An 18,502-nucleotide genomic window follows, 5' to 3' on the forward strand; every position below is an offset into this window, starting at 1 on the left:
CCGATGGGAACCCACCATGCATTCCCGTGACCACAAGCGACCCGGATACCCCGGCGAGGTTCAAAAATGCCTGGCCAGACGCCTCGCCGCGCCTCTCGACGAAACGGCGGAGACACCGTGCCGGCGCGGCGTCCGCCCGTTCCGATGCGTCTGTTACCGGAGGTTGCCGCAGCCCGACTAGACTTACGTCCAATGTCGAGCGTGCCGGGTGCAGCCGACCATGCGCGCTGAATAACAAGAGCGAGCCAGCCATGAGCAAAGCCGACGCCTTCGCCCAGGCGGGGAAGACCGCCGTGCTGCAGAACATCCACGGCACCATGGAGTTCCTGCAGAAGTACCCGCCGTTCAACCAGATGGAGAACGCCCACCTGGCGTTCATGGTGGAGAATTGCCAGCTGCGCTTCTACGGAAGCGGCGACTCCATCATCAAACCCGCCGATGGCGTGGTGCAACACTTCTACATCGTCAAGCAGGGCCGGGTGCACGGCGAACGCCCGCACAGCGCCCGGCGCGGCACCGAGACCACCTTCGAGATCACCGCCGGCGAATGCTTCCCGCTGGCCGCGCTGATCGGCGAACGCGCCACGCGCACCGAACACCTCGCCGCCGAGGACACCTTCTGCCTGCAGCTGGCCAAGCCGGCCTTCGTCAAACTGTTCGGCGTGTCGGGCGTGTTCCGCGACTTCGCCCTGCGCGGGGTGAGCAGCCTGCTCGACCAGGTCAACCAGCAGATCCAGCTGCGCGCCGCGGAAACCCTGGGCGCGCAATATTCCCTGGATACCCGCCTGGGCGAGCTGTCGATGCGCCAGCCGGTGAGCTGCGCGCCGGGCACGCCGCTGCGCGAGGCGGTGCGCCTGATGGACGAGCAGAGCGTCGGCAGCATCGTGATCGTCGACCCCGAGCAGCGCCCGCTGGGCATCTTCACCCTGCGCGACCTGCGCGGCGCGGTGGCCGGCGGCGGCGAGATGAACCAGCCGATCGACGCGCTGATGATCCGCGACCCGTTCCACCTGGCGCCCGCCGCCAGCGCCTTCGACGCCGCCATCGCGATGACCGAGCGGCACATCGCCCACGTCTGCCTGGTCGAGGACGGCCGCCTGAGCGGCGTGGTGTCCGAGCGCGACCTGTTCTCCCTGCAACGCGTCGACCTGGTGCACCTGGCGCGGACCATCCGCCACGCCGGGCGCATCGAGACGCTGGCGGCGCTGCGCCGCGACATCCATCTGCTGGTCGACCGCATGCTCGCCCACGGCGCCAGCTCGACGCAGATCACCCACATCATCACCCTGCTCAACGATCACACCGTGTGCCGGGTGATCGAGCTGGTGCTGGAGGAATGCGGCGACCCCGGCGTGCCCTTCACCTGGCTGTGTTTCGGCAGCGAGGGCCGTCGCGAGCAGACGCTGCACACCGACCAGGACAACGGCATCCTCTTCGACGCCGAGGATTCGGCCGATGCCGCGGCGATCCGCGGGCGCCTGCTGCCGCTCGCCGAACGCATCAACGAGGCCCTGGCGGCGTGCGGCTTCACCCTGTGCCAGGGGCGGATCATGGCCGGCAACCCGGAGCTGTGCCTGTCGCGCGCCGAGTGGTCGCGGCGTTTCGCCGGTTTCATCCGCGAAGCGACCCCGGAGAACCTGCTCGGCTCGAGCATCTACTTCGACCTGCGCGCGGTCTGGGGCCCGGCGGAAGGCTGCGACGAGCTGCGCCGCGAAGTGCTGCGGCAGATCGACGACAACCGCCTGTTCCAGCGCATGATGGCCGAGAACGCCCTGCGCCAGCGCCCGCCGGTGGGCCGTTTCCGCGATTTCGTGGTGGCCCGCAAGGGCGCCGAGAAGGACACCCTGGACCTCAAGGTGCAGGGCCTGACGCCCTTCGTCGACGGCGCCCGGCTGCTCGCCCTGGCCCACGGCATCGAAGCCGGCAACACCCTGGAACGCCTGCGCCAGCTGGTCGCCCGGGACATCATCGACGCCCAGGACGGCGGCGCCTACGAGGAGGCCTACCACATCATCCAGCTGATCCGCATGCAGCAGCACCAGCAGCAGGCGCGGCAGAACCTGCCCTACTCCAACCGCCTCGACCCGGACACGCTCAACCACCTCGACCGGCGCATCCTGCGCGAATCCTTCCGCCAGGCGCAGCGCCTGCAGAGCAGCCTGGCGCTGAGGTATCAGCTGTGAGGTTTTCCTGGCTGAACCGCCGCGCGCCGAGCCTGGACGATCGCCAGCGCCTGCGCCTCGAGGCCCTGCCGGGCGTGGCCAGCGGCGCGCTGCCGCTGCGCGACCAGCGCTTCGTCGTCCTCGACCTGGAAACCACCGGGCTCAACACCAGCCGCGACCTGGTCCTGGCGATCGGCGCGGTGGTCATCGACGACGGCGCGATCCAGCTCGGCCAGCAGTTCGAGCGCACCCTGCAGCGCGACAACCACCAGGTCAGCGAAAGCGTGCTGATCCACGGGATCGGCCCGGACGCGGTGGCCGCCGGCAGCGACCCGGCCGGCGCGCTGCTGGATTTCCTCGAGTTCCTCGGCGACAGCCCGCTGCTGGCGTTCCACGCGCCGTTCGACCAGCGCATGCTGGCCCGCGCGCTGAAACACAGCCTCGGCCATCGGCTGGCGCATCCGTTCATCGACCTCGCCGAGCTGGCGCCGCTGCTGTTTCCCCAGGCGAACATTCGCCAAGGCGGGCTGGACGACTGGATCGCGTACTTCGGCCTGCAGGTGCAGCAGCGCCACAACGCCAGCGCCGACGCCCTGGCCACCGCGGAACTGGCGCTGATCCTGTTCAGCCACGCGCGGCGCCAGGGCATGGACAGTTTCGTCGCGCTGGAGGAGCGCCTGGCCGGCTGGCGCCGCCGGCAGCGCGCGCAATCCCTCTAATCCGACCGGCATACCCCGGCATTGCGGGCACCAACGACATTTGCGATCATGTGCGAATAATTCTCGTTTTGCGGCCAGCGTGCGCAATGGAGGCTGGTCGTGTCGACCGGGCAATCGCCGAACCACGAGTTGGTCGGACTGCTGTATCGCGGTCATCGCGACTGGCTGCTCGCCTGGTTGCGGCGCAGCCTCAACTGCCCGCAGCGCGCCGAGGACCTCAGCCAGGACACCTTCCTGCGCCTGCTCGCCCGCCAGGATCTGCAAGCGCCGCGCGAGCCGCGCGCGCTGCTGCGCACCATCGCCAAGGGCCTGCTGATCGACCACTTCCGGCGCAGCGCGCTGGAACGCGCCTACCTGGACGAACTCGCCGCCCAACCCGAGGCGCTGCAGCCCAGCGCCGAGGAGCAGTTGCAGATCCTGCAGGCCCTGCGTGAGGTCGAGCGTCTGCTCGCCACGTTGTCGACCCGCGCCCGCGCCGCGTTCCTGCACAGCCGCCTCGACGGCATGAGCCACGCCGAGATCGCCGGGCGCCTTGGCGTCTCGGTGCCACGCGTGCGCCAGTACCTGGCCCAGGGCCTGCGCCAGTGCTACATCGCGCTCTACGGCGAACCGACATGATCGACACCCGCCCGGTCAGCGCGCGCGTCCTCGACGAGGCCATCGCCTGGCAACTGAACCTCGGCGCCGGCGCTGACGACGGCCAGCAGCAGGCATTCGCCCGCTGGCACGCCGCGCATCCGGACAACGCGCGCGCCTGGGCGCAGCTGGGCGGCATCGACCAGCAGTTGCACGGCGCCGCGTCGGGCCCCGCGCGGCGCGCGCTGCAGCGCGCCGAAGGCGAAGTGCGACGACGCCTGCGCCGGCTCGGCGGGACGACCCTAGGCCTGCTGCTGATGGTCGGGCTGACGCTCGGCCTGCTCCAGCAGCAACGCCCGCTGAGCGACTGGCTGGCCGATGAAGTCACCGCCAGCGGCGAACAGCGCGACGTCGAGCTGCCCGACCACACGCGAATCCGCCTGAACAGCCGCAGCGCGCTGGATATCGCCTTCGACGCCCGCGAGCGACGGGTGATCCTGCGCGGCGGCGAGATGCTGGTGGAAACCGCGCACGGCGACCCGCGCCCGTTCATCGTGCAGACCGCCGAGGGCGATCTGCGCGCCCTCGGTACCCGCTTCCTGGTCCGCCGCGAACCCGAAGGCACGCGCCTGATCGTGCTGAAGTCGGCGGTCGCCGCGCACCCGGAACGGGCCGACGAGGAACGCATCATCGGCGAAGGGCAACAGGTGCTGATGCGCGGCGACGGGCTCGGCGCCAGCCAGCCCGCGCCGGTCGCCGCCGACGCCTGGAGCCGCGGCATGCTGGTGGTGGAGGACATGCCGCTGGGCCAGCTGATCGAGCGCCTGGGCGAATACCGGCGCGGTCATCTCGGCCTCGACCCGCGCCTGGCGGACCTGCGCATCACCGGCAGCTTCCCGCTGAACGACAGCGACCTGGCCCTCGCCGCGCTGCCGCCGAGCCTGCCGGTGGGCATCGAACGGCACACCGACTGGTGGGTGACGGTGGTGCCGGCGGCGACCAAGGAGCAGTGACGGGAATGGCGCCGGCGGAAATATTTTCGCCGCGCCCTATCACTTTTCGATTTTGCTTCGGCAAAGGGACATTGAGATTCATTCTTGTCCAGGAGCCATTCCCGAATGTCCGCCTCGAAAACCCTTTTCCGTCCCAGCCTGCTGGTCGCCGCCCTGCTCGCCAGCCAACCCTGGAGTAGCGCGCTGGCCCAGGAAGCCGCCAGCCCCAGCGACGTGCGCGACTACCAGTTGCCGTCCGCGTCCCTGGCCAACACCCTCAACCGCATCGCCGCCGAGGCCGGGCTGACGCTGAGCATCGACCCGGCGCTGGCCGCCGGCCGCACGTCCAATCCGGTGCGCGGTTCGTTCGATGCCCAGGACGCCCTGCGCGAGGCCCTGCGCGGCACCGGCCTGCAACTGCAGCGCAACGCCGCCGGCGTCTACAGCCTCGACGAGGTGCAGCAGAGCGGCGCCATGCTGCTTTCCGAATCCAGCGTCACCGCGAGCGCCGCGGCGCCCGTCGACGGCAGCGCGGCCGCCGGCTACCGCGTCGACGCCGCGAAGAACGTCGGCGCGCTGGGCGGCATGAGCCTGCAGGACACGCCGTATTCGATCAGCGTCGTTTCCAGCGACCAGTTGCGCAACACCCAGACGACCTCCACCGACGACGTCTTCAAGCGCAACCCGTTCACCCAGCTCTACTCGCCGAAGAACGCCGGCTACGCCAGCGCCGTGGCGATCCGTGGCTTCAGCAGCGCCGGCAACCTGAACGTGGCCACCGACGGTCTGCGCTTCAGTACCGATTCCGACAGCAACAACTTCGTCGAGGAGATGGAGCAGATCGAGGTCCTCACCGGCCTCTCCGGCTTCCTCTACGGCCCCGGCAACCCCGGCGGACTGGTCAACTACGTGCTCAAGCGGCCGACGGCCGAGCGCTACAACAGCGTCACCCTGGGCAACGCCGGCGGCGAGAACTACTACCTGCACGGCGACTTCGGCGGCCCGATCGACACCGAAGGCCGGTTCGCCTATCGCCTCAATGTGCTGACCCAGGATGGCGAAACCGCCATCGACCTGCAGAAGCGCCGCCGCGAGATGGTCAGCCTGGCGCTGGACTGGAACCTCAGCGACGACCTGCAGATCCAGTTCGACGCCTCGCACAAGAAGAGCGAGACGCGCGGCCTGAGCAGCTACTGGTTCGTCCAGGACGGCGCTCGCCGCCCGGATGCGGACGACCTGGACAACGACCGGCTCTACAGCCAGAAGTGGGCGTTCTCGGACTCGGAAAGCGACCGCGTCGGCAGCCGCTTCAACTGGCGCCTGAACGATGTCTTCAGCCTGCGCGGCGCGCTCGCCTACACCGAGTACACCCAGGAATACACCTACACCGGCCCGACCATTTACAGCACCTCGCCACCGGTATCGGCACCGGGCAACTACACCCAGCCGCTGTATGCCTACGCCCCGGTGGACAACGCCGAGACCTCCGGCTACCTGTTCCTCGACTCGGCGTTCGCCACCGGCGCCATCGGGCACAAGGTGACGTTCGGCTACCAGGGCAACATGCGCCGCGTGAAGCAGCACATCGACCACGCGTACCCGCCCTATCCGCAGTTCTCGGTGGTCGGCGACATCCCGCTCGACGAAACCCCGCAGGTCGACAAGCCGTCCTACAGCATCGGCAACAGCGACAAGCACCTCTACAGCACCAACGAAACCCGGAACCTGCTGATCGGCGACGTCATCACCTTCAACGACCAGTGGTCGACGATCGTCGGTTTCACCCACAGCAAGATCGACACCTTCACCAACGACTTCGTCTACGGCAGCGGGGTGAGCACCTACGCCAAGACCAAGACCTCGCCGAACTACTCCCTGATCTTCAAACCGCTGCCCTGGCTGACCACCTATGCGACCTACATCGAAGGCCTGGAAGCCGGTGGCGCCACGACCCTCAACGGCCGCTCCATCGCCCTGCCGCCGGAAGTCAGCGAGCAGTACGAAATCGGCGCCAAGGCCACCTGGGGCGATACGCTGTTCACCGTGGCGCTGTTCAACATCGACAAGCCCAACTACATCACCAACTTCGTCTACACGCCCAACGGCCGCCAGGAAAACACCGGGCTGGAATTCGGCGTGACCGGCAGGGTGACCTCCAACCTCACCCTGGTCGGCGGCCTCACCCTGCTCGACCCGCAGGTGAAGAAGTCCAACGTGGCGGCGAACGACGGCAACAAGCCGACCAACGTGGCCTCGCAACTGGCCAAGGTCTACGCCGAGTACGACCTCGACGCCCTGCCCGGCTTCGCCTTCACCGGCGGCGCCTACTACACCGGCAAGCAGTACAGCGACGAGGCCAACAACTACAGCCTGCCGTCCTTCACCACCTTCGACTTCGGCGCGCGCTACAGCATGCCGGTGGCGGACAACAAGCTGACCCTGCGCACCAACGTCAGCAACCTGGCGGACAAGTCCTACTGGCTGAACAGCTACTACCTGGGCGATCCGCGCACCCTGACCTTCTCGGCGGAAATGGAGTTCTGAACCGCCGCCACCCCGTTTCGCGCGCGAGCCGCTCCGGGAGCCGGCTCCGGCGTTTTCCACGGAACCCCCGATGCACGCCAAGACAATCCGCCGCTGGTCCTTCGTCCACACCTGGAGCAGCCTGATCTGCACGCTGTTCCTGCTGATGCTGGCGCTGACCGGTCTGCCGCTGATCTTCCATCACGAGATCGACCACCTGCTCGGCGATGCGCCCACGCTGCGCGAGCTGCCGGCGGATACGCCGCACCTGGACCTGCAGCGACTGGTACAGGCCGCCGAGGCGCACCGGCCCGGCGAGGTGGTGCAGTACCTCGCCTGGGAAGACGACGAGCCCGACGCGGTGATGGCGATCAGCGCGGCCACGGCCGGCAGCGATCCGAACGATTCGCACACCTTCCTGCTCGATGCGCGCACCGGAGAGGCCCTGGAAATGCCTTCGGCGAATGGCGGCCTGATGCTGTTCATCCTGCGCCTGCACGTCGACCTGTTCGCCGGGCTGCCGGGCAAGCTGCTGCTGGCGTCCATGGGGCTGCTGTTCATCGTCGCCCTCATCTCCGGCGTCGTGCTCTACGCGCCCTTCATGCGCCGCCAGCGGTTCGCCCAGGTACGCCGAGACCGCTCCACCCGGCTGCGCTGGCTGGACCTGCACAACCTGATCGGCATCGTCACCCTGGTCTGGGCGCTGGCGGTCGGCGTCACCGGGGTGATCAGCGCCTGCGCCGACCTGCTGATCGCCGCCTGGCGGCAGGATGCGCTGACCGCGATGCTGGCGCCCTACCGCAACGCTCCGCCGCTCGACGACCGCGCGCCGGCCAGCCGGCTGCTGGAGATCGCCCGCACGGCGGCGCCCGACAGCCAGCCGGACTTCATCGCCTTCCCCGGCACACGGTTCTCCAGCGAGCACCACTACACGGTGTTCATGAACGGCAACACGCCGCTGACCTCGCACCTGTTCACCCCGGTGCTGATCGATGCGAAGACCCTCGGCGTCACCGCGGTGGTCGCGCGGCCCTGGTACATGGACGCGCTGGGCATGTCGCAGCCGCTGCATTTCGGCGACTACGGCGGCATGCCGATGAAGGTGCTGTGGGCCGTGCTGGACGTGCTGACGATCATCGTCCTCGGCAGCGGCCTGTACCTCTGGTGGGTGCGCCGCCGCGTGCCCATGGGTAGCCCGCGAACGGCCGGGGCGGACGCATGAAGCGCCTGCGTCGCTCGACCTTCGCCCTGCCCGTGCTGGTCGGCCTGGGCAGCGCCATCGGCCTGTTCTGCGCACTGCTCGGCGACGGTGTGTGGGACGGGGTGGCCTGGCTCGGCCTCGGCGTTCCGGCGCTGCTCGGGAGCTGGCCGTTGCTGCGCCGCGGATAAAACAAGGGCGCCCCGTTTAAACGGGGCGCCCGGCTCTGGCACAGACGTCAGTGATCGATGGCCGCGCCGGCACCGCGCGGAACGCGAATATCCTCGATCAGGTGCTGGATGTCCTCCGGCGGTGGTGCGGTCATGCGCGATACCGCGAGCGCGACGATGAAGTTGAAGATCATCCCCAGCGTACCGATGCCCTCCGGCGATATGCCGAACCACCAATCCGCGGCGGTTGCCGTGGGATTGATGAACTTGTAGTAGACGATGTAGCTGAAGGTGAACGCCAGGCCCACCACCATGCCGGCGATCGCACCTTCCTTGTTCATCCGCTTGGAGAAAATGCCCATGACGATGGCCGGGAAGAAGGACGCGGCGGCAAGGCCGAAGGCGAAGGCCACCACCTGGGCGACGAACGCCGGCGGGTAGATACCGAACAGGCCGGCAATCACCACCGCGACACCCGCGGCGATCCGTGCCGCGAGCAGTTCCTTCTTCTCGCTGATGCCCGGCACCAGGTTGCTTTTGAGCAGGTCATGGGAAATCGACGTCGAGATCACCAGCAGCAGCCCCGCCGCCGTGGACAGCGCCGCCGCCAGCCCCCCGGCGGCGATCAGCGCGATGACCCAGCCCGGGAGTCCGGCGATCTCCGGGTTGGCCAACACCATGATGTCGTTGTCCACGTAAAGCTCGTTGGCCGCCGCCGTACCCTGATTGGACAACACGCGCTGGCCCACCTCGCCGCGCTCGGCGGTGAAGGTCGGCTTGCCGGCGAAGGCCGCGCCGGGCCCGTACTGGATGACGCCGTCATCGTTCTTGTCCATCCAGGCAATCAGGCCGGCGCTTTCCCAGGTCTTGAACCAGCCGGGCACCTGCTCGTAGCTAACGTTGGGGACACTGGTGAGAAGGTTGGTGCGGGCAAACGCGGCAACCGCCGGGGCCGTGGTGTAGAGCACCGCGATGAAGAGCAGCGCGTAACCGGCCGACTTGCGCGCATCCTTCACCGTCGGGGTGGTGAAGAAACGCACGATCACGTGGGGCAGGCCAGCGGTACCGACCATTAGCGCCATGGTGATGAAGAACACATCGGTGGTTGACTTGGTGCCGTTGGTATAGGCCGCGAATCCCAGCTCCGCGCCCAGCCCGTTGAGACGTTCCAGCACACTCTGCCCGGTGCCGAGGACTTCGCTGCCGAAGCCCAACTGAGGGATCGGATTACCGGTGATCATCATCGAGATGAAGATCGCCGGGACCATGTAGGCGAAGATCATTACGCAGTACTGCGCCACCTGGGTGTAGGTGATGCCCTTCATCCCGCCGAGCACGGAGTAGAAGAACACGATGGCCATGCCGATCATCACGCCGGTGTTGATGTCCACCTCGAGGTAGCGCGAGAAGACGATGCCCACGCCACGCATCTGCCCGGCCACGTAGGTGAAGGAAATGAAGATCACGCAGATCACCGCCACCACCCGCGCGGTCTGCGAGTAGTAACGCGTACCGATGAATTCGGGCACGGTGAACTTGCCGAACTTGCGCAGGTACGGCGCCAGGCACATTGCCAGCAGCACGTAACCGCCGGTCCAGCCCATCAGGTAGACCGAGCCGTCGTATCCGGCGAAGGCGATGATCCCGGCCATGGAGATGAAGGATGCCGCCGACATCCAGTCGGCGCCGGTGGCCATGCCATTGAGTATCGGATGCACGCCCTTGCTGGCAACGTAGTACTCGCTGGTGGAAGCCGCGCGGGTGTAGAGCGCGATGCCGATGTACAGCGCGAAGGTGGCGCCGACGATCAGGTAGATCAGGGTCTGGGTATCCATGCGTAGGCCCTCACTCTTCGTGGACGTCGTACTTGCGATCGAGCTGATTCATCTTCCACACGTAGAAGAAGATCTCGATCACGAACACGTAGATGGAACCCTGCTGGGCGAACCAGAACCCGAGCGGGAAACCGAAGAAGGAAAAGGCGTTGAGCGCATCGACCATGAGCACGCCGAAAAGGAAGGAGACGACGAACCAGATGACCAGCAGGATGAGCATCCAGCGGAGGTTTTCTTTCCAGTAGGCGCGTGCGGCTTCTTGCTTGCTGAAAGACATGTCGGATCTCCTGTTATTGTTTTTGTTATCGCTTCAGGAACCTAGCAGCCACGCGGGCGCCCGCCGTTCGACGTTGGTCGAACGCCAATTTCCACGCTCAGAGCTTCATGCGTCTAGTCCGGGGCTTGCAGGCGCACCGCCCGCCCGTTCCGGCGTGCGAATGGAAACATCCACTAACACTACGGCCGCGAAAAGGCGCGCAGGACGCCGTCCGCAGGCGTATCCGGGAGCCTGGGGCGCACGCCTCAGCCAGATCAGCTACGGACGACCAGCGGCACCGCCAGCAGTGTCAGACCGATGCCGGCCAGGAGCAGGTCGCTGTCGACGAAATAGGGGAAGACCATCAGCGCGATGCCGCAGACCAGCGGCACCGCCTTGCCCTGCTTCTTGCCGTAGACGAAATAGGCCAGGCCAAAGGCGCTGAACAGCATCCCCCAGAGCAGCGAAGCAGTGTCCATCAGCGCACCCTGAGCCAGCCCCAGCCGGCCGCCGCGCCCAGCACCATGCCGAGCCAGGCGACCGGCAGCGGATCGCCGGAAATCAGGTAGCCGGCGACGCCGGCGATGGCGAAACCGACCAGGCCGGAACGCAGGAGAAAGCGCTGTCGGGAAAGCCGTTTCCGGCGCGCCTCGCCCTCATCCTGCGAGGGCGCCGCAGGCCGTGCGGAAAGGTGCTTGTGCTGCTCGTTGCGTTCGCTCATGCAAAACCCGTGGTGGCCACCGGGCGGCTGTCCCGGCGCGACGACGCTAACCGCATCGCCACGGGGCTGTCCACCGGGCAGGCAGGGTTTCACAGGTTGAACGCGGGGGCGCGCAAGGTGCCAGGGTTGGCGCGCACGGAGGCCGGCGAGCGGCGCTCGCCGTCAGGCGGAAGAAGGCAGACGATCGGATGCGCGCATCAGGCGTCGTTACGTTCTTTCCATTTCGGGTTCACGTACAGACCGCCGAGGAAAAAGGCGACCAGACCGGCCCACAGCAAGATGTCTAGCAGCATGAGGAATGTCCTGTCCTGACTGGCTCTCAAGGGTTATGACGCCGGCGAAACGAAATGGTGCCGCTTCGCTTCGTCGCCTCCCGTCGGCTCAGCTCAGCTGGAAACGCCCGGTGTTGCGCCGCAGCCCCTCGCTGCCACGCTGCATCTGCTCCGCCGCGCCGCTGACCGACTGCGCGCCGCTCAGCAACTGGCTTGCCGCCTGGTCGATCTGCTGGATGTTGCCGCTCACCTCGTCCGCCGTGGCGGCCTGCTGCTCGGCGGCGGTGGCGATCTGCGCGAGGCGGTCGCTGACGCGCTGCACGGACTCGGCGATGTGCTCCAGATCGCCGCCCATCGCCAGCACGCTGCCGACGTCGCCCTCGGCCTGGCGGTTGGCTTCCTCCATCAGCGCCACCGCCTGGCCGACCACGCTCTGCAGGTCGCCGACGGTCTGGCCGATTTCCTTGGTCGACTCCTGGGTACGCTGCGACAGGCTGCGCACTTCGTCGGCGACCACCGCGAAGCCGCGGCCCTGCTCGCCGGCGCGGGCCGCCTCGATGGCCGCGTTGAGCGCCAGCAGGTTGGTCTGCTCGGCGATGCCCTTGATCACGTCGACGATGCGGTTGATTTGCTGCGCCTGCTCGCGCAGTTGCCCAAGGGTGACCGAGGCCTCGCCCAGGCGCTCGCCGAGCTGATGCATGCTGGCGCCGGTCCGCGTGCTGCGCTGGCGGCTCTGCATGGCGACCTCGCGGGTCTGCACGGCGTCCACCGCCGCTTCCTCGCAACTCTGCGCGACGCTCTGCGCGGTGGCGGCAAGTTGCGTCGCGGCGGTGGCGATCTGGCTCAGCTGGACCTGCTGCTGCTCAACTTCGCCCAGGGAATCCTGCGCCTGGGCATACAGCTGGTGCACCGTGTCGCCGAGCTGGTGGCTCTCGTCGTCGACGCCCTTCAGGCTGTCGCGCAACTGCAGGACGGCGGCGTTGAGGGCCACCGCGATCTGCGCCAGGTCATCCTCGCCATGCACCGCGACGCGCACGCGCAGGTCGCCGTCGCGCAGCCCCTGGGCCGCCTCGGTGATGCTCGCCGTGCTGCGACGGATCGAGGCGTTCAGGCACAGCAGCACGTAGAGCGCGATCAGCGCCAGCACGGCGAAGGCGCCGATCACCTGCAGCAGGCTGTGCAACGCGTCCTCCCGGTAGCTCGCCATGCGCGCCTCGAACACGCCGTAGAGCGCCTGCTGCAGACCGAGCAACTGGTCGCGCAGGGTGTCGCTGGCGGCGGCGAACGGGGCCGGGGCGATGGCGATCGGGTTGCTCTCGAAGACCTCACGATCGATTCGCTGGGTATAGGCGTCCAGGCCCTGCAGCGCCGTGTCGTAGGGCTGGCGCAGGTCGGCCATCACCCAGGGCGCATCCTGGGCGAGGGTGGCGGCGGTCTTCTGCAGGCTGGCGCGGGAATCGTCCAGCGCGCGGCGCAGGTCGCGGATCACCACCCGGCTCTGCAGGGTGAAATGCTGCGAGACGACCGCGCCGTGGCCCTGTGCGAAGAAACTGCCGAGGCGCTCCAGCGCACGCGGCAGGCTGGCGGTGAGCTGGTCCATCATCAGGTAGGTGTCGAGCCACGGGTCGAGGATCAGGCCGCTGTCGGTGGCGACCTGGTCACGCAGGCGTTGCAGTTGCAGGAGGAATTTCTGATAGCGCTCGAGCCCGTCGGGCAGGGCCATCTTGCCCAGCCGGTCGACCGCCAGCTCGCTACGCAAGGCCTGCAGCGCCTGCAGATGCTGGTCGGTCTGCGCGGTGAAACCTTCCTGGGCGATGCGGCGGGCGGCCTCCTGCAGGGCGCGGTCGAGTTCGCCGGCCTGCTGCTCGAACCCCGCTTTGGCCGGCTCCTCGGTGCCTTTCCAGCGGGCGAACAGGTTGCGCTGCTCGACCATCGCCTGCTGCACCGCGTCCAGCGCCTGCATCGCGCGCATGCCGCCGCGTTCCTTCGCCACCACGTCCAGCTTGGCGGTGAAATCGCTGACGATCACCCAGGCGGCGAAGCACAGGGGCAACACGAAAAGCAGGAACAGCAGCTGAAACTTGCGCGCGAAACTGAAACGTTCCAGAACGCGCATCCCCGGTACCAGTAAAGCGCCCATCAGCACACCTCGACAACGATCACGCCAGTCTTCTGGCGCCATGATGTCGTAATGCTAGCAAGTTGCAGGCCGCCTGGCTGCGCAGTTGGTCGTGAGGCTCAGCATTCCGGCTTGCGGGTGGTGAAGCGCCGCGCCGGGTCCACCGCCGCGCCCAGCTCGCGCAGGGTCTTGGCGCCCAGCAGCAGCGGATAGATGAAGTTGCTGCGGTCCGCCAGGTTGACTTCGACGGTCTCCTTGACGGTGCCCAGGCACAGTTCGAGATCGATCACCGGACGCTTGCTGACCTCGACTCCGGCGTCTTCCTCCTCGTCGGCGGATTGCTCGCCTGCACGGTTCTTGATCTTGCCGATGCGCGCCAGCCTGTGTTCGTAGAGCGTGTCGTCGGCACCCTTGCTGGCCAGGCGGAAACGCACCCAGTCCTCGCCATCGCGCTCGAAGCGCTCGATGTCCTTGGCCGACAGCGAGGCGTTCAGCGCACCGGTATCGAGCTTGGCGCGCAGGGTCTTGCCCAGTTCCGGCAAGCGCACGTACTCGTTGCGCCCATAGAGGGTCGGTTGCTCTTGCTCATCGGCGACGGCGGGCAGCACGGCGCTCAGGGCCAGCAGGGCGAGAATGGCTTTCACGCAGGTTCTCCAAAGGGCGCGGATAGTCTAAGACGGCGGCTGGCGGACGGGGTTCAGCGCAGCGGGCGCACAGGGTACGCCGCTCGTGGCGCTACGCGGAAGGGTGGCGTCTCAGAAGCCGCAAGTGGCGCCCCCCGACCACAGTTCGTCGAGGTCGCGGAAACCCCACTGCGCCGGGGATTCGCGGCCGACGATCTTGTCGCGGCCGACCAGCTTGGCCAGGTCGACGACCTCGCGCGCCAGGTGCGTGTTGGTCCTGGCGTTGAAGAACACCCGCACCCGCGGAGACAGCAGGGACTTCTCGTTCTGTTCGATGACCACGCCCAGGCGGCCGCTGTCCAGGCGCACCAGCGAACCGACCGGATAGATGCCGACCGATTTGACGAACGCCTGAAACACCGTTTCGTCGAAATGCCGGTGACACCACTCGGCCATCTTGCGGATCGACTCGGCCGGGTCCCAGCCGCGCTTGTACGGGCGGTTGGAGGTGATCGCGTCGTACACGTCGCAGACCGCGGCCATCCGCGCGAAAAGGCTGATCTGATCGCCGGCCAGACGGTGCGGATAGCCGGTTCCGTCGATCTTCTCGTGGTGGTGCAGGCAGACGTCGATCACCAGCGCGCTGACCTGCTTGCACTCCAGCAGGATGTCGGTGCCGGCCTGTGGATGGTCGCAAACGCGGCGGAATTCCTCGTCGGTGAGCTTGCCGGGCTTGTTCAGCACTTCGCTGGGGATCGCCATCTTGCCGATGTCGTGCAGCAGTCCGGCGACACCGGCCTCCTGGATATGCGCATCGCTCAGCTCAAGCTGGCGCGCCAGCGCGATCATCAGCGCGCACACCGCCACCGAGTGCATGTAGGTGTATTCGTCGGCGCTCTTCAGGCGCGCCAGGCTGATGAGCGCGTGCGGATGGCGCATCACCGAGGCGGTGATGTCCCGGACCAGCTGGCCGACCTGCTCGACGTTCACCGCTTGGCCCATCCGCGCGTCCTGGAACATCTCCATCACCGCCCGCCGCGAGTGCGAGCAGAGCTTCTGCGCGCGGGCGACTTCCTCCTCGAGGCTGGCGCGCGGCGGAGGCACCGTCGGCGTCGTCACTGCGGCCAGCAAGCGCGCATCGGTCTGTGCCTTGACCTCGTCGACGGTCTCCCCACCCGGCACGTCCAGCCCTTTGGCCGTGTCGATCCACAGCTCGCCGATGCCGCTGTCGCGGATGCGTTGCAGATCCTTAGGGTTCTCGAGGAGAAACCGGCTCTTCCAGAAGGGGTGCTCCATCCATGAGCCGGAAAATTCGTGAATGAACATGCCGATACGCAGTTCGGTCAAAGCGATACGTTTAAGCACGCTGGCACCCGATGAGAATGACCGTATGGTCGCGCCGCCATGATGGCCCAAAGGCATCGCTGCATAAAAGCCCTGTAACGCCATTGGCTTGGGACGAGCGCCGGCGCTGGGTATGATTCCCCGACCGCACATAGCCACGGAGAAGAGGCCGATGAGAGCCCCGCTGACCGGCGTCGTCACCACCCTTCTGCTGCTGTTCAACACCCTCGTCCTGATCGGCCCGCTGCTGCTGATCGCCCTGTTCAAACGGATCGCGCCGAACCAGGCGCTGCGTGATCGCTGCTCGCGCGGGGTGATGTGGGTCGCCGAGACCTGGGCCGAAATCGACAAGGCGATCTTCGCCCTGTGCACGCCGACGCACTGGGACATCCGCGGCGGCGGCGAGCTGCGCATGGACACTTCCTACCTGGTCATCAGCAATCACCAGTCCTGGGTCGACATCCCGGCGCTGGTGCAGGCCTTCAACCGCAAGACGCCCTACTTCAAGTTCTTCCTGAAGAAGGAGCTGATCTGGGTGCCCTTCCTCGGCCTTGCGTTCTGGGCGCTGGACTACCCGTTCATGAAGCGCTACTCGAAGGCCTTCCTGGAGAAGAACCCGCACCTGCGCGGCCAGGACCTGGCCATCACCCGCGCCGCCTGCGAGCGCTTCAAGCGCCTGCCGGTGACCGTGGTCAACTACCTCGAAGGCACGCGCTTCACGCCGGCCAAGCGCGCGGCACAAGGCTCGCCCTACCGTCACCTGCTCAAGCCCAAGGCCGGCGGCGTGGCCTTCGTCCTCGCCGCGCTGGGCGAGCAGCTGGATGCCATCCTCGACGTCACCCTGGTCTACCCGCAGACGCCCACGCCAGGCTTCTGGGACCTGCTCTGCGGGCGGGTGCCGCGGGTGATCGTGGACATCCGCACGCTACCGCTGGACCCCGCGCTGTGGCGCGGCGACTACGAGAACGACCCCGACTTCCGCCGGCAGGTGCAGGAATGGGTGAGCGGGTTGTGGGCGGAGAAGGATGAACGGATCGAGCGGCTGAAGGCGGAGGCTGAGCCGTCAGGCCGTAGGTTGGGTTGAGCGCAGCGATACCCAAGTCATGCCGCGAGGCGATGGGTGTCGCTTCGCTCGACCCATCCTACGGTGCTGCACAGCTGCAAAAAGTCCAAACCTCCTCAACCCGGCTGCATCAACTCCACCGCCTCGCGATCGGCCGCGCGCCGCTCGGCGCCGTCCATCTGCGCGCAATCGAGCATCACCAGTTCCACGTGCCCCGCACGCTGGTCGGTACGCAGGTCGATCTGGCAGAAGCCGTGCTTCTGGTAGAACGCCACTGCCTCGCTGTTGCGCTCGTAGACCGACAACTCCAGCCCGTCGGTCATGCTGCGCGCCTTCTCCAGCAGCGCCGAGCCGATGCCCTGGCCATGTTCGGAAGGGCTGACGAACAGCGCGGCTAGGATGTGTTCCTGCAAGGCGAAGAACCCGAGCGGCCGGCCGTCACGCTCGTAGAGCCAGACGTCCGCGCTGGGGAGATAGTGGTCGCGCATGTCCTCGAATTTGCCTTCCCAGAAGGAGGGTTCGATGAAGTCGTGCGCCTGTTGCGTGGCTTCGAGCCAGATGTCGAGCAGGGCCGGCAGATCGGCCGGGGTCGCTTTCCTGATCATCCTGAAAGTCTCCATTTGTCGATCGATACGGGGTACCGCGCCCTCCGGGCAGACATGTGTTCCTTTGTTCCTTCCCGAGCGCCGTTTGCCCGGCGCTCACGGCTTTGAGCGTCGGACCCCGCCCGGTGTTCCCCCGCATCGCCTGTCGGCCACGCTGGCGCAACTCATCGAACGCCTCTATCGCCGCATCGGTCCTAACGATTAGACGGGGTGCGACAATCTGCCCTAGTCTCGTTTCCATAACGACACCGAGCCTTGCCTATGAACGCCCCGAGACGTTCAACGGTGCGCCGCCTGCCCGCGCCCGTTGCCGCCGCCAGCCAGCGTTACCGGTTCCATGGCCTGGACGACCAGGCCGAAAGCCCTGCCGAACTGGCCGAGGAAATTGCCCTGGCGATTTCCTACAACGGCCTGAACCAGGCGGTGATGCTGGTCTCCCCCGCCGACTTGGAGGACTTCGTGGTCGGCTTCAGCCTCGCCGCCGGCATCGTCGCCTCGCCCGACGAGCTCTACGACATCGTCATTTCCGGCGACGGCGACGCCCGTCAGGCGCAGGTGCAGATCGCCAGCCGCGCCTTCTGGCAACTCAAGCGGCAACGCCGCAACGTCGCCGGCAGCAGCGGCTGCGGGCTGTGTGGCGTCGAGGCGCTGGAACAGGCGCTGCCTGACCTGCCGGTACTGACGCCGACCCCGCTGCCGCCGGCACAGTGGCTGGACGGCCTGCGCCAGCGCATCGGCGAATTCCAGCCGCTGGGCCAGCACTGCGGCGCGGTGCATGCGGCGCTGTTCATGGATGCCCGTGGCGAACTGCTGCTGGGTCGCGAGGACATCGGTCGGCACAACGCCCTGGACAAGCTGATCGGCGCACTGCAACGCCAGGCCATCGCCACGACGGGCGGGGTAGCCGTGGTCACCAGCCGCTGCAGCCTGGAACTGATCCACAAGGCGCTGCGCGCCGGCCTGCACAGCCTGGTCAGTTTCTCCTCGCCCACCGGCCTCGCCGTGCAGTGGGCGCGGCGGCACAACCTTAACCTCATCCATCTGCCCCAACACAGCGCGCCACGGGTCTACAGCCCGGCGCCCAGCGAAGACGAATCGCCGACATGAGCCTGCAAAAGATCGATCCGCAGTACCGCCCCTACAAAGGCCCGGCCGCCGGCTGGGGTGCGCTGGCCAGCGTCACGCGCTTCTGGCTGGACAGCAAACAGCCGTTCAAGAACCTCCGCGCGCTGCTCAAGACCAACCAGAACGGCGGTTTCGACTGCCCGGGCTGCGCCTGGGGCGACTCGCCGGAGAACGGCATGGTCAAGTTCTGCGAGAACGG

Annotated in this window: 18 protein-coding genes; 10 read left to right on the plus strand and 8 right to left on the minus strand. The window is 67.3% G+C overall.

Annotated features, from left to right (window positions below; translation table 11 throughout):
* Positions 1-251: 251 nt before the first annotated feature.
* The 7 genes from B3E91_RS01330 (at position 252) to B3E91_RS01360 (ending at position 8,361) form a co-directional block, all read left to right on the plus strand.
* A complete protein-coding gene (locus B3E91_RS01330) occupies positions 252-2,183 on the plus strand; it encodes a putative nucleotidyltransferase substrate binding domain-containing protein (RefSeq protein ID WP_287028043.1) in 1,932 nt (643 codons plus the stop codon).
* A complete protein-coding gene (locus tag B3E91_RS01335) occupies positions 2,180-2,881 on the plus strand; it encodes a 3'-5' exonuclease (protein WP_287028044.1) in 702 nt (233 codons plus the stop codon). Before B3E91_RS01330 ends, B3E91_RS01335 begins: the two co-directional genes overlap by 4 nt.
* Positions 2,882-2,980: 99 nt before the next feature.
* Positions 2,981-3,499 (plus strand): RNA polymerase sigma factor, encoded by a 519-nt coding sequence (locus B3E91_RS01340; RefSeq protein ID WP_287028045.1) that lies wholly within the window; start codon positions 2,981-2,983, stop codon positions 3,497-3,499.
* Positions 3,496-4,470 (plus strand): FecR family protein, encoded by a 975-nt coding sequence (locus B3E91_RS01345; RefSeq protein WP_287028046.1) that lies wholly within the window; start codon positions 3,496-3,498, stop codon positions 4,468-4,470. The genes B3E91_RS01340 and B3E91_RS01345 overlap by 4 nt, the downstream gene beginning before the upstream one ends.
* A 105-nt stretch (positions 4,471-4,575) precedes the next feature.
* A complete protein-coding gene (locus B3E91_RS01350; RefSeq protein WP_287028047.1) occupies positions 4,576-6,993 on the plus strand; it encodes a TonB-dependent receptor in 2,418 nt (805 codons plus the stop codon).
* Between the two features lie 70 nt (positions 6,994-7,063).
* The gene (locus B3E91_RS01355) at positions 7,064-8,194 is read left to right on the plus strand and encodes a PepSY-associated TM helix domain-containing protein (protein WP_287028048.1); all 1,131 of its coding nucleotides are present in this window, start codon (positions 7,064-7,066) and stop codon (positions 8,192-8,194) included.
* Positions 8,191-8,361 (plus strand): hypothetical protein, encoded by a 171-nt coding sequence (locus tag B3E91_RS01360; RefSeq protein WP_287028049.1) that lies wholly within the window; start codon positions 8,191-8,193, stop codon positions 8,359-8,361. Before B3E91_RS01355 ends, B3E91_RS01360 begins: the two co-directional genes overlap by 4 nt.
* A gap of 47 nt (positions 8,362-8,408) precedes the next feature.
* Here the strand turns inward: B3E91_RS01360 and B3E91_RS01365 are convergent, their stop codons facing one another.
* The 7 genes from B3E91_RS01365 to B3E91_RS01395 form a co-directional block, all read right to left on the minus strand.
* Positions 8,409-10,175, minus strand: a complete 1,767-nt coding sequence (locus B3E91_RS01365) for a sodium:solute symporter family protein (RefSeq protein WP_273233700.1) — start codon at positions 10,173-10,175, stop codon at positions 8,409-8,411.
* Positions 10,176-10,185: 10 nt separating this feature from the next.
* Positions 10,186-10,452 carry a DUF4212 domain-containing protein gene (locus B3E91_RS01370; protein ID WP_273233699.1) on the minus strand — a complete coding sequence of 89 codons (267 nt, stop codon included), beginning with the start codon at positions 10,450-10,452 and terminating at the stop codon, positions 10,186-10,188.
* A 254-nt stretch (positions 10,453-10,706) separates the two neighbouring features.
* Positions 10,707-10,910, minus strand: coding sequence for a hypothetical protein (locus B3E91_RS01375; RefSeq protein ID WP_287028050.1), 204 nt, complete (start codon positions 10,908-10,910; stop codon positions 10,707-10,709).
* Positions 10,910-11,152 (minus strand): hypothetical protein, encoded by a 243-nt coding sequence (locus B3E91_RS01380; RefSeq protein WP_273233697.1) that lies wholly within the window; start codon positions 11,150-11,152, stop codon positions 10,910-10,912. Before B3E91_RS01380 ends, B3E91_RS01375 begins: the two co-directional genes overlap by 1 nt.
* 381 nt (positions 11,153-11,533) lie before the next feature.
* Positions 11,534-13,564 carry a methyl-accepting chemotaxis protein gene (locus B3E91_RS01385; protein WP_287028051.1) on the minus strand — a complete coding sequence of 677 codons (2,031 nt, stop codon included), beginning with the start codon at positions 13,562-13,564 and terminating at the stop codon, positions 11,534-11,536.
* Between the two features lie 98 nt (positions 13,565-13,662).
* Positions 13,663-14,187 carry an ATP-dependent zinc protease gene (locus B3E91_RS01390; protein ID WP_273233695.1) on the minus strand — a complete coding sequence of 175 codons (525 nt, stop codon included), beginning with the start codon at positions 14,185-14,187 and terminating at the stop codon, positions 13,663-13,665.
* 111 nt (positions 14,188-14,298) lie between these two features.
* Entirely contained in the window at positions 14,299-15,531 is a 1,233-nt protein-coding gene (locus tag B3E91_RS01395; protein ID WP_287028052.1) for an HD-GYP domain-containing protein, read from the minus strand.
* Between the two features lie 151 nt (positions 15,532-15,682).
* On the opposite strand from B3E91_RS01395, the gene B3E91_RS01400 reads away from it, so the two are divergent.
* Positions 15,683-16,594: an acyltransferase gene (locus B3E91_RS01400; protein WP_282340622.1), complete on the plus strand. Its 912-nt coding sequence runs from the start codon at positions 15,683-15,685 to the stop codon at positions 16,592-16,594.
* 95 nt (positions 16,595-16,689) lie between these two features.
* Here B3E91_RS01400 and B3E91_RS01405 read toward each other — a convergent pair whose 3' ends face one another.
* Positions 16,690-17,178: an N-acetyltransferase gene (locus B3E91_RS01405; RefSeq protein WP_287028054.1), complete on the minus strand. Its 489-nt coding sequence runs from the start codon at positions 17,176-17,178 to the stop codon at positions 16,690-16,692.
* A 261-nt stretch (positions 17,179-17,439) separates the two neighbouring features.
* Here B3E91_RS01405 and fdhD point away from each other — a divergent pair, with 261 nt between their 5' ends.
* Positions 17,440-18,285, plus strand: coding sequence for a formate dehydrogenase accessory sulfurtransferase FdhD (gene fdhD, locus B3E91_RS01410; RefSeq protein WP_287028055.1), 846 nt, complete (start codon positions 17,440-17,442; stop codon positions 18,283-18,285).
* Positions 18,282-18,502: hypothetical protein (locus tag B3E91_RS01415; RefSeq protein WP_287028056.1), on the plus strand; the 221-nt coding region annotated here is incomplete at its 3' end. The genes fdhD and B3E91_RS01415, both read left to right, overlap by 4 nt.

This window comes from Pseudomonas sp. UBA6310, assembly GCF_002438225.1.
Lineage (GTDB): Bacteria > Pseudomonadota > Gammaproteobacteria > Pseudomonadales > Pseudomonadaceae > Pseudomonas_O > Pseudomonas_O kuykendallii.